This window comes from Rhizobium sp. R634, from assembly GCF_002211305.1.
Lineage (GTDB): Bacteria > Pseudomonadota > Alphaproteobacteria > Rhizobiales > Rhizobiaceae > Rhizobium.
Genome location: NZ_LOKW01000029.1, coordinates 44,417 through 57,395 on the forward strand (window position 1 = coordinate 44,417; position 12,979 = coordinate 57,395).

Sequence of the window (12,979 nt, forward strand, 5' to 3'; positions counted from 1 at the left end):
CCCGCCTCCCCGCTAGTGCCGCTCGATGGCGACGGCCGTCGCCTCGCCACCGCCGATACAGAGTGCCGCCATGCCGCGTTTCAAGTCATAACGCTCCAGCGCCGCAAGCAGCGTCACCAGAATGCGGGCTCCCGACGCCCCGATCGGATGGCCGAGCGCGCAGGCGCCGCCATGGACGTTCACCTTCTCATGCGGCAGGTCTAGATCGCGCATCGCCGCCATGGCGACGACGGCGAAGGCCTCGTTGATCTCGAAGAGATCGACGTCCGAAAGCGCCAGGCCGGTTCGATCGGAGAGCTTCTGCAGGGCGCCGATCGGGGCGGTGGCGAAAAGATTGGGCGCCTGCGAATGGGTAGCGTGGCCGAGGATGGTGGCGAGCGGCGTCAGACCGCGACGCTCGGCCTGCGAGCAGCGCATCAGCACGAGGGCTGCCGCGCCGTCGGAGATCGAGCTGGAATTGGCGGCAGTCACCGTGCCGCCGTCGCGGAAGGCGGGTTTCAGCGTCGGGATCTTGTCGAGCCTTGCCTTGCCGGGCTGTTCGTCACGGCTCGCCACCTGCTCTGATTTGCCCGATTTCACCGTGACCGGCACGATCTCGCTCTCGAAACAGCCGTCCGCGATCGCCTTCTGCGCCCGCGTCAGCGAGGCGATGGCGTAGTTGTCCTGCGCCTCACGCGTGAACTGATAGGCCTCGGCGCAATCCTCCGCGAAGCTGCCCATCAAGCGCCCCTTGTCATAAGCATCCTCCAGCCCGTCGAGGAACATGTGATCCACGATCCGCCCATGGCCGAGCCTGTAACCGGCACGGGCTCTGTCAAGGAGATAGGGCGCGTTGGTCATGCTTTCCATGCCGCCTGCGACTGCCACCGAGGCGCTGCCGGCGGCAATCAGGTCATGGGCCATCATGATCGCCTTCATGCCAGAGCCGCACATCTTGTTGACGGTACTGGCGCCAGTCGCAAAGGGCAGGCCGGCATGGATGGCCGCCTGACGTGCCGGCGCCTGCCCCTGCCCCGCGGGCAGCACGCAGCCAAAGACGACTTCCTCGATCGCCTCGGGCTCTACGCGGCTGCGCTCAAGTGCTGCGCGGATCGCCGCGGCTCCAAGCTCGGGGGCTGCCGTATCCTTCAGCTCTCCCTGAAAGCTGCCGATCGGCGTGCGCCCCGCACCGGTGATGACGATGGGGTCCTGCAATGCCATCTTTCCTCCTCGGGCGACGCTCACCGCGCGCCCATCCGCAATGCGCCGTCGAGGCGGATGACCTCGCCGTTCAGCATGTTGTTTTCAAAGATATGGCGCACCAGCCCGGCAAATTCCGCCGGCCGGCCGAGCCGCGGCGGAAAGGGCACGCTCTTGCCCAGCGCTTCCTGCACTTCCGCCGGCATACCAGCCATCATCGGCGTCTCGAAAATACCAGGCGCGATGGACACGACGCGAATGCCGTAGCGGGCAAGCTCGCGGGCGATTGGCAGGGTCATCGCCGCCACCCCGCCCTTGGAGGCGGCATAAGCCGCCTGGCCGATCTGCCCGTCGAAGGCGGCGACCGAGGCCGTATTGACGATGACGCCGCGTTCGCCTTCCGCATCCGGCGCCGCATTCTGGATGGCTGCGGCAGCAAGCCGGATCATGTTGAATGTGCCGATGAGATTGATGCCGATGGTGCGGGCAAAACTCTCCAGCCGGTGCGGCCCGTCGCGGCCGATCACCTTCTCGGCCGGCGCGACGCCAGCGCAATTGACGAGCCCGCGCAGGCCGCCAAAAGCTTGGACCGCGGCAGCAACCACCGCCGCCCCTTCCTCGCCATCGCTCACATCGGCCTTGATGAAGCGGGCATCGCTCCCGAATTCCCGGGCGATCCCCTCGCCCGCTTCGGTATTGAGATCTGCGATCGCTACACGCCCGCCGGCCTCGACGAGCATGCGCGCCACTGCGGCGCCAAGCCCGGAGCCGCCGCCGGTCACGATGAAACTTGCTCCCGGGATCAACATGGATCTCTTCTCCTCGCCGCCGGCCCGTCTCCTCCAGATCATGCCGGCAGGCGGGATTCTATTCGCTCCTCCTATTGCAAGCGATGACAAAACTGCTCCATTATTTCGGACAGTTTTGCCATAGCGCGAGGATTGATATGGCCGAGATCGAACGACGCATGATCGCGCCGGGCTTCGTCGAGGAAGCGCTCGACAGCCTGCGGCGGCTGGGCAAGCCGACGGCGCCGATTCTTGCGCAGGTCGGCATGCCATCTCTCGTCGAACATCCGGTTTCGGCGGAGACCTACGGCGCGCTGTGGCTCGCAATCGCGGCCGAGCTCGACGATGAATTCTTCGGCATGGGCGCACGGCCGATGCGCAGCGGCAGCTTCACGCTGCTTAGCCATTGCGTGCTGCACGCGCCGACGCTCGGTCACGCACTGCGCCGGGCGCTGCGCTTCCTCGATGTCGTGCTCGACGATCCCCGAGGGCGGCTCGTCATTCGCGACGGCCTGGCAGAGATCGAACTCCGGGACGCCGGCGGCCCGCGTTCGGCCTTTGCCTACCGCACCTACTGGATCATCCTGCACGGCATCACCTGCTGGCTGGTCGGGCGGCGCATTCCGATCCGCCTCGTCGATTTCCGCTGCGCCGAGCCGAAACAAGGGGCCGACTACCGGCTCTTCTTCGGCGCGCCGGTGCGTTTTTCCCAACCGATCAGCCGCCTCGGCTTCGACAGCGCCATGCTCGACCTGCCGATCTCCCGCAGCGAGCAGGCGCTCAAACAATTCCTGCGCGGCGCCCCTGCCAATATTCTGGTGCGCTACCGTTACGATGCCGGCATCGCCGCCGCCGTGCGCCGGCGCTTGAGCCAGGCCACGCCCGCTACCTGGCGAAGCTTTACCGAACTCGCCGCCGACATGCGCATGCCGCCCTCGACGCTGCGCCACCGCTTGCACGACGAGGGACAGAGCTACGCCGCCATCAAGGACGATATCCGCCGCGACCTTGCCGTCGACCTGCTGCTGAACACCTCGAAGACCATCGGCGAGATCGCCGTGCAGCTCGGCTATTCCGAGCCCAGCGCCTTCTTCCGGGCCTTCCGGAAATGGACGGGCAAGAGCCCGGAGGCTTTCCGGCGGGACGGTTCGGGAGAGCAGGAACGCGAGCGGTAAGGGAAAGACCCGCGTTGTTCCACACGCTCCCTCATGCCTGTGCTTGTCACAGGCATCCAGCGCGTCCAAGTCCTTGGGCGCAAGAGACTACCTTGAGCAAATGAGTCATCACCGCGCAGACGCGCGGTGGCTGGATGCCTGTGACAAGCACAGGCATGAGGGTGGAGAGAGAGGCGCCTGCCATAGTGCCCTCCATAAGCACCAGCAAATACCATTCACCCACAGCACTTTGAACCTGCCGCAACCCGCGCTACATATTTCAGCGGGAGGAGTGCCATGTTTGATTTTTCGCTCGGCGACACCGCGGACGCGATCCGCGAAACGACGGCGCGGTTTGCCGCCGATCATATTGCTCCGCTGGCTGCGGAGATCGACGAAAGCAACACGTTTCCGCGCCAGCTCTGGCCTCAGATGGGCGCGCTCGGCCTGCATGGGATTACCGTCGAAGAAGAATTCGGCGGGGCCGGCCTCGGTTATCTCGAACATGTCGTCGCCATGGAGGAGGTCTCCCGCGCCTCGGCCTCGGTGGGCTTGAGCTACGGCGCCCATTCCAATCTCTGCGTCAACCAGATCCGCCGCTGGGCCTCGCCGGAGCAGAAACAGCGCTATCTGCCGAAACTGATCTCCGGCGAGCATGTCGGTTCACTTGCCATGTCCGAAGCCGGAGCCGGCTCCGATGTCGTCTCCATGCGTCTGCGCGCCGAGAAAAAGGGCGAACGCTACGTCCTGAACGGCACCAAATTCTGGATCACCAATGCGCCACATGCCGATGTGCTTGTCGTCTATGCCAAGACCGACGCGGCGGCCGGGCCGAAGGGCATTTCCGCCTTTATCATCGAAAAAGGCCTGCCCGGCTTCAGCGTGTCAAAGAAGCTCTCCAAGCTCGGCATGCGCGGCAGCGACACGGCCGAGCTGGTATTCCAGGATTGCGAAGTGCCGGCCGAGGCGCTGATGGGCCGGGAGGGCGAGGGCGTGAAGATCCTGATGTCAGGCCTCGACTATGAGCGCGCCGTGCTCGCCGCCGGCCCGCTCGGCATCATGCAGGCCTGCCTGGATGTCGTGCTGCCCTATGTGCGTGACCGAAAACAATTCGGCAAAGCGATCGGCGATTTCCAGCTGATGCAGGGCAAGATCGCCGACATGTATGTCGCGCTGAATTCGGCGCGTGCCTATGTCTATTCCGTCGCCCGCGCCTGCGACGCCGGCCGCGCCACCCGTACGGACGCGGCCGCCGCGATCCTCTTTGCCAGCGAGAATGCAGTGAAGGTGTCGCTGGAGGCGATCCAGGCGCTCGGCGGCGCCGGCTACACCAAGGAGTGGCCGGTCGAGCGCTTCCTGCGCGACGCCAAGCTCTACGATATCGGCGCCGGCACCAATGAGATCCGCCGCTATCTGATCGGCCGGGAGCTCATCGCGTCATGATGATGATTTCGACTGCGATCGACCGCGAGAGCGCCAGCTTCAAGACTAATGCCGTCAAGAACAGAGCCCTCATCGAGGAACTCCACACGCGCTCGGCGAAAACGCGCGAAGGCGGATCGCAAGCCGCACGCGAGCGCCATACGGGCAAGGGCAAGCTGTTGCCGCGCGACCGCATCCAGCTCCTTCTCGATGCCGGCAGCCCTTTTCTGGAGATCGGCACGCTGGCCGCCAACGGCATGTATGGCGACGAGGCGCCGGGCGCCGGCATCATCGCTGGCATCGGCCGCGTTTGCGGCCGCGAGGTGATGATCGTCGCCAATGACGCGACCGTGAAGGGCGGCGCCTATTACCCCCTGACGGTGAAGAAACATCTCAGGGCGCAGGAAATCGCCCTGCAGAACCGCCTGCCCTGCCTCTATCTGGTCGATAGCGGCGGCGCCAATCTTCCGCACCAAGCCGAGGTCTTTCCCGACCGCGACCATTTCGGGGCAATCTTCTTCAACCAAGCCCAGATGTCGGCCGAAGGCATCCCGCAGATAGCCTGCGTCATGGGAAGCTGCACTGCCGGCGGCGCCTATGTTCCCGCCCTGTCCGACGAAACGGTCATCGTACGCAATCAGGGCACGATCTTCCTCGCCGGCCCGCCGCTGGTCAAAGCCGCGACCGGCGAAATCATTTCGGCCGAAGAGCTAGGCGGCGCCGAAACCCATGGCCGCCGCTCCGGTGTGGTCGATCATGTCGCGGAAAATGACGAACATGCGCTGCTTCTGGTGCGCGATATCGTCGCCAGCCTCAACAGCGTCAAATCGGTCGATATCGACATTCAGCCTCCGCGTCCGCCGAAGCTCGACGTCGAGGACCTTCACGGCATCATTCCCGAGGACGTGCGTTCGCCCTATGACGTGCGCGAGGTGATCGGCCGGATCGTCGACGGCTCGGAACTGCATGAGTTCAAGCCGCTCTACGGCACCACGCTCGTTTGCGGCTTCGCCCGCATCTGGGGCATGCCCGTCGCCGTCATCGCCAATAACGGCGTGCTCTTTTCCGAAAGCGCACTGAAGGGCGCGCATTTCATCGAGCTCGCCTGCCAGCGCCGCTTACCGCTGCTCTTCCTGCAAAACATCTCCGGCTTCATGGTCGGCGGCCGCTATGAGGCCGGCGGCATCGCCAAGGATGGGGCAAAGCTGGTGACGGCGGTCGCGACCGCCACCGTGCCGAAAGTCACCGTCATCATCGGCGGCAGTTTCGGCGCCGGCAATTATGGCATGTGCGGCCGCGCCTATCGCCCACGCTTCCTCTTCACCTGGCCGAACAGCCGCATCAGCGTCATGGGCGGCGAACAGGCGGCCTCGGTGCTCGCCACCATCCGCCGCGACGCGATGGAAGCGCGCGGTGAGGATTGGCCGGCCGCCGAGGAAGAGGCCTTCAAGGCGCCGATCCGCGCCGGCTACGAGGCCGAGGGCAATCCCTATTATGCGACCGCCCGCCTCTGGGACGACGGCATCATCGACCCGCGCCAGACGCGCGATGTGCTGGGCCTTGCCTTTTCCGCCTGCCTGAATGCGCCGATCCCGAAAGGGCCGCGCTTCGGCCTGTTCAGGATGTGAGGCGCGGCATGATGGAAAGTCTTCTCATTGCCAACAGGGGCGAAATCGCCCGCCGCATCATCCGCACGGCAAAGATGCTCGACATCCGCACCATCGCCGTCTATTCCGACGCCGATGCCGGCCTGCCCTTTGTGCGGGAAGCGGACGAGGCGATCGCCATCGGTCCGCCGTCGGCCCGGGAGAGTTATCTCTCACAGGAGCGGATATTGGATGCCGCCCGCAAAGCCGGCGCTGCCGCCATCCATCCCGGTTACGGGTTCCTGTCGGAGAATGCCGAATTCGCCGAAGCGGTGGAAAAGGCCGGCATGCTCTGGGTCGGTGCGCCGCCGGCCGCCATCCGCGCCATGGGCCTCAAGGACGCCGCTAAGGAATTGATGCAGGCGGCCGGCGTGCCCGTCACCCCCGGTTATCTCGGGCCGGACCAGAGCGAGGCAAGGCTCGCGTCCGAGGCCGATGCCATCGGTTATCCCGTGCTCATCAAGGCTGTCGCCGGCGGCGGCGGCAAGGGCATGCGCCGCGTCGACCGGCGTGAGGATTTCGCCGAGCTTCTCGCCTCCTGCCGCCGCGAGGCAACCGCCTCTTTCGGCGACGACCGCGTTCTGATCGAGCGCTATATCGCCAATCCGCGTCACATCGAGGTGCAGGTCTTCGCCGACAAATCAGGCAACTGCGTTCATCTCTTCGAACGAGACTGCTCGCTGCAACGCCGCCACCAGAAGGTCATCGAAGAGGCGCCTGCCCCCGGCCTCGATGCCACCACCCGCGCGGCGATCTGCGGTGCGGCGATCAAGGCCGCGAAAGCGGTGAACTATGTCGGCGCCGGCACCATCGAATTCATCGCCGATGCTTCCTCGAGCCTCAATTCCGATCGTATCTGGTTCATGGAGATGAACACGCGCCTGCAGGTGGAGCACCCGGTCACCGAGGCAATTACCGGCGAGGATCTGGTCCTCTGGCAGCTGAAGGTCGCGAGCGGCGAGCCGCTGCCGAAAAATCAGGACGAGATCGCCATGAACGGCTGGGCCTTCGAAGCCCGGCTCTATGCCGAAAATCCCTCTGCCGGCTATCTCCCCTCGACCGGCCGGCTCGAACATCTCAAGCTGCCGGAGACGGTCCGCGTCGACAGCGGCGTCGATCAGGGCAATGAGATCACCGCCTTCTACGATCCGATGATTGCCAAGATCATTGCGCATGGGCCGAACCGCGAGACGGCCCTTTCGAAGCTCGCCGCCGCCTGCGCCGGCATCGAGGTCTGGCCGGTCAAATCCAATGCCGGTCTTCTCGCCCGCATCGCCAATGATCCGGATTTCCGTGCAGCCCAGATCGATACCGGCTTCCTCGACCGCCACGGCGAAGGCCTTTTGGCGAAGGAGCCCGATGAAACCGTCATCGACAAGGCAGCGACGGCGCTTTCGAAGGGCACGGTTGGCGATCCCTGGTCCGCACTGACCGGCTTCCGTATCGCCGGGCCCAGCGACAGCCGCGTGCGCGTGCGCATCGACGGTCACCTCCATTGGGGAAGGGCCCGCGGCGACCTCGAAGCGAATGCCGTCGGGATGGACGAGGCGACGGTGCTTTTCGATGCGGGCAATGCCTGGCCGATCGGCTTGCCGCATGCGGGAGAGGTCGAAGCAAATCATGGCGTGGGCGACGGCGCCATCCTGTCGCCTATGCCGGGCCTCGTCATTTCGGTTGAGGTCACCGAGGGCGCCCTGGTCACCAAGGGGGACCGTCTGCTGACGGTCGAAGCGATGAAAATGGAACATACGCTGCGGGCGCCATTTGACGGCATCGTCGGCAAGCTGCAGGTTTCCCCCGGAGCCAGGGTCTCGGAAAACCAGCTGGTCGTCACCGTCATGAAGGGAGAGCAGTGATGGCCGGCCGTTACTTCGACGAATGGACGGTCGGCGACCGCATCGCCCACGAGATCCGCCGCACGGTCACCGAGACCGACAATCTGCTCTTTACAACGCTCTCCCACAATCCGCAGCCGCTGCATCTCGATGCCGACTATGCGGCCGGCACAGAATTCGGCCGGATCGTCGTCAACGGCACCTTCACCTTCGCGCTCACCGTCGGCCTTTCGGTCGGCGACACCACGCTCGGCACGCTGGTCGCCAATCTCGGCTATGACAAGGTGACCATGCCGAAACCGGTCTTCATCGGCGATACGCTTAGGGTGGAAACCGAGGTGACGGAACTGCGCCGCTCGAACTCCCGCCCCGATGCCGGCATCGTCACCTTCCGTCACATCACCCTGAACCAGCGCGACGAGAGCGTCTGCCAGTGCCTGCGCATGGCGATGCTGAAGGTGAAGCCGTCATGAGGCTGCGCTCGCTGCTCTTCGTACCCGGCGACCGGCCGGAGCGTTTCGAAAAAGCCCTCGCCTCGGGCACCGATGCCGTCATTCTCGATCTTGAAGATTCCGTCGCGCCGGCCAACAAGCCAAAGGCCCGCGACAGCGTGCGCACCTTCGTGCAGCGCCATGCCGCCGAGCCCGCTCTCCTGATCCGCACCAATCCCCTCGCCTCGCCGGAATTCGAACACGACCTCGCCGTCTTGAGCGGTCTTCAGCCTTTCGCGCTCATGCTGCCGAAGGCCGAAGGCGCTGCTTCCGTGCGGCAGCTTGCCAGCGCTCTGGCATCGGCCCTTCCCATCCTGCCGATCGCGACCGAAACGCCATCGGCGATCTTCGAGATCGGCAGCTATCGGGATGTCTCGGACAGTCTCTGCGGACTGACTTGGGGTGCCGAGGATCTGCCGGCCGCGATCGGGGCTACAACCGCGCGCAGAACGGACGGCCGCTATACGCCGCCTTACGAGCTTGCCCGCTCGCTCACGCTCTTCGGAGCCCATGCCGCAGCCGTTCCGGCGATCGATACCGTCTATCCTGATTTTGGCGATCTCAACGGTCTGCGGGCCTATGCCGGCCGCGCCCGGCGGGACGGTTTCTCCGGCATGATGGCCATCCATCCGAGCCAGGTGGAAACAATCAACCACGCCTTCACGCCGGATGCCTCCGAGATCGCCTGGGCGGAGAAAGTCGCCGCCGCCTTTGCCGCCCAACCCGATGCGGGTGTCATCCAGGTGGACGGCCGCATGCTCGACCTGCCGCATCTCAAACTCGCGCACCGCATTTTGGCGAGCGCCGGACGGCAGGCCAATTAGCCCGACTTTGCGACTGGTTTGGAGGCGACCCGCTCCGGCTCGAGATAACCGGCACCGATGGCGACATAAAGGTCCACATAGTCCTTGGCGACCTGCTGCACGGCAGCGGCAAGGCTCGCCTGAGCATCGGAGACCGAACGCTGCGCGTCCAGGACATCGAGCAGCGAGGAGGCGCCATCCTTGTAGCTTACGGTCGAGAGCGCGAGCGATTCCTGCGCCGTCTGCACCTGCCTGCGCAACGGCTCCAGCGTCTGCGTGTCGCGGCGAACCGCCGTCAGCGCGTTTTCGACCTCTTCGACGCCGTTCAGCACCGCTGCTTTCCAGGCGAGATACTGGGTCTTCGCGTCGGATTTTTCGATCTCGACATTCGCCCGCAACGTACCGCCATCGAAGATCGGCAGGTTGAGGGATGGGCCGAAGGACCAGCTGGTCAGGCTTGCGCCGCTGGCGCCCGACGATTTGACCCAGCTCGGCGAGATCGAGCCGGAAAGCGAGATCGACGGATAGAGCTGGGCTTCGGCTGCGCCGATATTGGCGACGGCGGCCGCCAGCTCTCGTTCGGCCTTGCGGATATCGGGGCGGTTGCGGATCAGATCGGCCGGAATGCCGACGCGAAGATCGCCGCGGAAGACCGGCTGGCCCGCACTCTTCCGCAGCTCACCCATCAGCGAGGCTGCCGGCATCCCGATCAGCGTGGCGATGTGATGGGCCGATTCCGTGAAGCTCTTTTCGAGGCCGGGAATGTCGGACTTTGTCGATTGCACCAGGCCTTCGGCCTGCACGACGTCGAGGCGGGAGGCAGCACCGGCTTTCAGCTGCAGCTGCGTCAGTTCGTAAGTCTGCTGGCGGGATTTCAAACTCGCCTGCGACAGCGCGATGCGCTCCTGATAGTAGCGGGCGTCGATATAGCTCTCGACGAGATCTTTCAGAAAGGTGAGCTTGGCATTGTCGGCGGTCGCATAGGCGGCCCCGAGCGAGGCGATTGCGCTTTCCCTGGAGCGGCGATACTGACCGAAAAAGTCGAGCATCCAGGAAAGGCTGGCCTCGCCGCCTGATGTGTTCGTGGTGCCGACCGTCGTGCGCAGCCGCCCCTTCTCGCCGGATAGCGTATGCGATGCGCCGACGGTCAGGCTCGGCAGGCCGCCGGCACCGGCGACAGTGACGTTGGCAGCTGCCGAATTGATGCTTTCGAGCGCCTGCAGCACGTCGAGGTTCTCGCGGAGGCCATGGGCCACCAGGCCGTCAAGCCGCTTGTCGCGATAGGCCGTCCACCATTCAGCGGTCACGACATTGCCGTTGCTCTTGCTGCCGCCCTCCTCGAATTTGGCGGGAAGCGGCATTTGCGGGGGCACGTGATCGGGACCGCTGACGCAGCCTGCCAGCAGAATTGTCAGGAGCGATGCGGCATAACGGAGGGATGATAGTCTTGTGCGAAGCGACGTACTCACGGGCGAGCTTTCTGAACCGGGATCGTGGGTTCAGGGTTAGCGGCGCCAGCGTTAATGGCGGTTAAGAAACTGTAAAGTTAGGTAAAACCCGTCTTCATCGAGATCAGCTTTCATCGCCGCCCGCGCCATAGGGCGTCGGTCTTCTCGGAAGTTCCAGCGTGATGGCCAGCCCGCCGGCCGCCGGCAATGACGCGTGCACGCGCCCGCCGTGGCGCTCGATCGCCTGCCGGGTGATGGCGAGGCCCAGGCCGTATCCGCCTCTCGACACGGCATCCCTCCCGCGGGAAAACGGCTGGAAGATGCGTTCGAGTTCGTCCCGCCCGACGCCTGGACCCTGATCGGCGACGCCGATCGTCAGACGGTCGGCCATCGCCTCGCAGGAAACCGATATGTGCGAATGCTCCGCCGTATGTTTGACGGCGTTGCGGACGACGTTTTCGAGCGCCCTGTAGATCAGTTCGCCTTCGACCTCGGCGCGGAAGATGCCGTCGACGCTCGTCGTGATCGAGACCTCCCGCGCCTGGGCTTCGAATGCTGCATCGCCGAGGATTTCGTTGAGGAGCTCGATAACATCCACGGTCTGCGTCTTCAGCGGCAGGCTGGATCCCGCCGTCAGCCTGGCAAGTGTCAAGACCTCGCCGACCAGCGTATCGAGCCGTTCGACCTCGCGGTCCATACGATCCAGCATGGAGCCGAGTTTGGCGGGACTCTGCCTGAGGACGCCGACGGCTGCCTGTAGGCGGGACAAAGGCGAGCGCAGTTCATGGGAGACGTCATGGAACAGTCTTTGCTGCGCATCCTGAAGCTCCTGAAGCCGGGCGGCGCTCGCATCGAAATCATAGGCAAGTGCGGTGACTTCATCCTTTCGTCCGGCCATCTTGTCGCCGATGCGGAAGTCGAAACGGCCATGGGCGAGCGCGCTCAAGCCGTCGCGCAGATGCACGACGGGACGAATGAGATATCGGGCGAGCGCCCAGGCCGATATCGTGCTCGCGACCAAGATCGTGAACCACGGGATGAACGGACCAATATTCTCCATCGTGAAGGTGGGCTGGACCGGCAAGGAAATCCGATAGCAGACGCCCTCTGCCGGGACGAGTCTCGCATCGGCAGTCTTCGAGCCCGCGCATGCATCGGCATTTTCCGTTTTGGAAATCGTCAGACCCGGCGGCAGCGTCTCTGCGTTTATGCCCACGAAATGCGAGGCGGCGGCGGCACCGTCTCTCACCAGCATGTCCGCCGTCAGATCAAGGACGATCATTCGTCGTCCTTCCTCCCGCTCTCGCGCGAAAGGAGCTCCCTCGATAATATTGACGAGCAGGATGATCGCCCCGACAGTTACCGCCATCGTTAGCCATATGATGCTGAAAAACTTCCAGAAAAGCCGGGGCATGGTCAGTCCACGAGAAGTTGGTAGCCCTGGCCGCGGACGGACTGGATCCAGGATTGCCCGTCCTCCCGCAGTCCGAGCTTCTGGCGAACGCTGCTGATATGGACGTCGATGCGGCGGTCGAACGGCGTGAGCGGCTTGCCGAAGGCCCGCTTCGAAATCTCCTGCTTCGACACCAGCTGGCCGGCGCTGCGGGCGAGAACCTCGATCAGGCTGAACTCGGTGCCGGTCAGCTCCAAACTCTCGCCGCGCCATTCGGCGCTTCTGCTGCCGGAATGGATCACCAGCTGCCCTGCCCTGATCGTGTCGGTCGCTGCACCGCCTGCCGGCTGACCCGCACGGCGCAGGATGGCGCGCAGCCTTGCCGCCAGTTCACCCGGCGAACAGGGTTTCGGCACATAGTCGTCGGCACCGAGATTGAGGCCCGATATCCTGTCGACGTCGTCGCCTCTTGCGGTCAGCATCAGGACGGGGACCTGGCTCAGCTTCCTGATCCGCTGCAGCACCTCGATGCCGTTCATCCGCGGCATCATGATGTCGAGCACGATGATATCAACCGTATTGCCGGCGGCCGCGGCAATGGCGGCGCGGCCGTCCGTATCGGTTACGACGTCATATCCTTCTTCGACCAGATACTCCTGCAGGAGCGTCGTCAGCTCGGCATCGTCGTCGATGAGGAGAACCTTGTTCATTTGCATTGTCCGTCATTAATCGGGCAAGCCATACAGCACATACGCGCTCAATCGGCCAAGTTTTACCTAACTTAACACTAACTTGACCGCGCTTAACGTTCGCCCCGTTA

At 64.5% G+C, this 12,979-nt stretch carries 11 protein-coding genes; 6 read left to right on the top strand and 5 right to left on the bottom strand.

The window, feature by feature from the left end:
• Window positions 1–12 precede the first annotated feature (12 nt).
• The gene (locus tag ATY77_RS31115; protein ID WP_088690269.1) at window positions 13–1,200 is read right to left on the bottom strand and encodes an acetyl-CoA C-acyltransferase; all 1,188 of its coding nucleotides are present in this window, start codon (window positions 1,198–1,200) and stop codon (window positions 13–15) included.
• Between the two features lie 20 nt (window positions 1,201–1,220).
• Entirely contained in the window at window positions 1,221–1,988 is a 768-nt protein-coding gene (locus ATY77_RS31120; RefSeq protein WP_088690270.1) for an SDR family NAD(P)-dependent oxidoreductase, read from the bottom strand.
• A gap of 83 nt (window positions 1,989–2,071) precedes the next feature.
• Here ATY77_RS31120 and ATY77_RS31125 point away from each other — a divergent pair, with 83 nt between their 5' ends.
• The 6 genes from ATY77_RS31125 (at window position 2,072) to ATY77_RS31150 (ending at window position 9,339) form a co-directional block, all read left to right on the top strand.
• Entirely contained in the window at window positions 2,072–3,142 is a 1,071-nt protein-coding gene (locus tag ATY77_RS31125; protein ID WP_088690271.1) for an AraC family transcriptional regulator, read from the top strand.
• Window positions 3,143–3,418: 276 nt separating this feature from the next.
• Window positions 3,419–4,564 (top strand): isovaleryl-CoA dehydrogenase, encoded by a 1,146-nt coding sequence (locus ATY77_RS31130; protein ID WP_088690272.1) that lies wholly within the window; start codon window positions 3,419–3,421, stop codon window positions 4,562–4,564.
• Window positions 4,561–6,171: a carboxyl transferase domain-containing protein gene (locus ATY77_RS31135; RefSeq protein ID WP_088690273.1), complete on the top strand. Its 1,611-nt coding sequence runs from the start codon at window positions 4,561–4,563 to the stop codon at window positions 6,169–6,171. Before ATY77_RS31130 ends, ATY77_RS31135 begins: the two co-directional genes overlap by 4 nt.
• A gap of 8 nt (window positions 6,172–6,179) precedes the next feature.
• Complete coding sequence (locus ATY77_RS31140) at window positions 6,180–8,045, top strand: acetyl/propionyl/methylcrotonyl-CoA carboxylase subunit alpha (protein ID WP_088690274.1); 1,866 nt, start codon at window positions 6,180–6,182, stop codon at window positions 8,043–8,045.
• Complete coding sequence (locus tag ATY77_RS31145) at window positions 8,045–8,497, top strand: MaoC family dehydratase (protein WP_088690275.1); 453 nt, start codon at window positions 8,045–8,047, stop codon at window positions 8,495–8,497. Before ATY77_RS31140 ends, ATY77_RS31145 begins: the two co-directional genes overlap by 1 nt.
• Window positions 8,494–9,339, top strand: coding sequence for a CoA ester lyase (locus ATY77_RS31150; protein ID WP_088690276.1), 846 nt, complete (start codon window positions 8,494–8,496; stop codon window positions 9,337–9,339). The genes ATY77_RS31145 and ATY77_RS31150 overlap by 4 nt, the downstream gene beginning before the upstream one ends.
• On the opposite strand, the gene ATY77_RS31155 is transcribed toward ATY77_RS31150, so the two are convergent.
• The 3 genes from ATY77_RS31155 to ATY77_RS31165 form a co-directional block, all read right to left on the bottom strand.
• Window positions 9,336–10,787, bottom strand: coding sequence for an efflux transporter outer membrane subunit (locus ATY77_RS31155; protein ID WP_088690277.1), 1,452 nt, complete (start codon window positions 10,785–10,787; stop codon window positions 9,336–9,338). The two genes, ATY77_RS31150 and ATY77_RS31155, sit on opposite strands and share 4 nt — an antisense overlap.
• Window positions 10,788–10,890: 103 nt before the next feature.
• A complete protein-coding gene (locus tag ATY77_RS31160; protein WP_088690278.1) occupies window positions 10,891–12,180 on the bottom strand; it encodes an ATP-binding protein in 1,290 nt (429 codons plus the stop codon).
• 2 nt (window positions 12,181–12,182) lie between these two features.
• A complete protein-coding gene (locus ATY77_RS31165) occupies window positions 12,183–12,869 on the bottom strand; it encodes a response regulator (protein WP_088690279.1) in 687 nt (228 codons plus the stop codon).
• Window positions 12,870–12,979: the final 110 nt, after the last annotated feature.

Coding starts and splice junctions, on each gene's coding strand:
- ATY77_RS31115 (WP_088690269.1), bottom strand. CDS start 1,200: ATGGCATTGCAGGACCCCATCGTCATCACCGGTGCGGGGCGCACGCCG.
- ATY77_RS31120 (WP_088690270.1), bottom strand. CDS start 1,988: ATGTTGATCCCGGGAGCAAGTTTCATCGTGACCGGCGGCGGCTCCGGG.
- ATY77_RS31125 (WP_088690271.1), top strand. CDS start 2,072: ATGACAAAACTGCTCCATTATTTCGGACAGTTTTGCCATAGCGCGAGG.
- ATY77_RS31130 (WP_088690272.1), top strand. CDS start 3,419: ATGTTTGATTTTTCGCTCGGCGACACCGCGGACGCGATCCGCGAAACG.
- ATY77_RS31135 (WP_088690273.1), top strand. CDS start 4,561: ATGATGATGATTTCGACTGCGATCGACCGCGAGAGCGCCAGCTTCAAG.
- ATY77_RS31140 (WP_088690274.1), top strand. CDS start 6,180: ATGATGGAAAGTCTTCTCATTGCCAACAGGGGCGAAATCGCCCGCCGC.
- ATY77_RS31145 (WP_088690275.1), top strand. CDS start 8,045: ATGGCCGGCCGTTACTTCGACGAATGGACGGTCGGCGACCGCATCGCC.
- ATY77_RS31150 (WP_088690276.1), top strand. CDS start 8,494: ATGAGGCTGCGCTCGCTGCTCTTCGTACCCGGCGACCGGCCGGAGCGT.
- ATY77_RS31160 (WP_088690278.1), bottom strand. CDS start 12,180: ATGCCCCGGCTTTTCTGGAAGTTTTTCAGCATCATATGGCTAACGATG.
- ATY77_RS31165 (WP_088690279.1), bottom strand. CDS start 12,869: ATGAACAAGGTTCTCCTCATCGACGACGATGCCGAGCTGACGACGCTC.